Source organism: Pseudomonas sp. SIMBA_068 (genome assembly GCF_046534705.1).
Taxonomy (GTDB): Bacteria; Pseudomonadota; Gammaproteobacteria; order Pseudomonadales; family Pseudomonadaceae; genus Aquipseudomonas; species Aquipseudomonas putida.
Map to the genome: position 1 here is coordinate 1 of NZ_JAWRYI010000977.1, position 256 is coordinate 256.

Below are 256 nucleotides of genomic sequence, written 5' to 3' on the forward strand. Positions count from 1 at the left end.
CGGCCTGCCGCAGTGCCGCTTCCATGGCGTCCAGCCCGGCTTCGCTGGGATGGCGCATGTCGATCTGCAGGCTGACCTGGCCCGGGACGACATTGCGGGAGTTCGGGAAGGTATCGGCATGGCCCACCGTCAGTACGCCGGGAGCGTGGGCACGGCCGATCGCCTCGACATCGAGGATGAGCCGGGCGGCGGCGGTCAACGCATCGCGGCGGTTCGCCATCGGGGTCGAGCCGGCATGGGACTCGGTGCCCTCGAT

General features: G+C 70.3%; 1 protein-coding gene. It reads right to left on the reverse strand.

Annotated features, from left to right (window positions below):
- Window positions 1–220, reverse strand: a 220-nt coding sequence (locus SB756_RS32340) for a peptidase dimerization domain-containing protein (RefSeq protein WP_410913538.1), incomplete at its 3' end; no start/stop codon positions are given.
- Window positions 221–256: the final 36 nt, after the last annotated feature.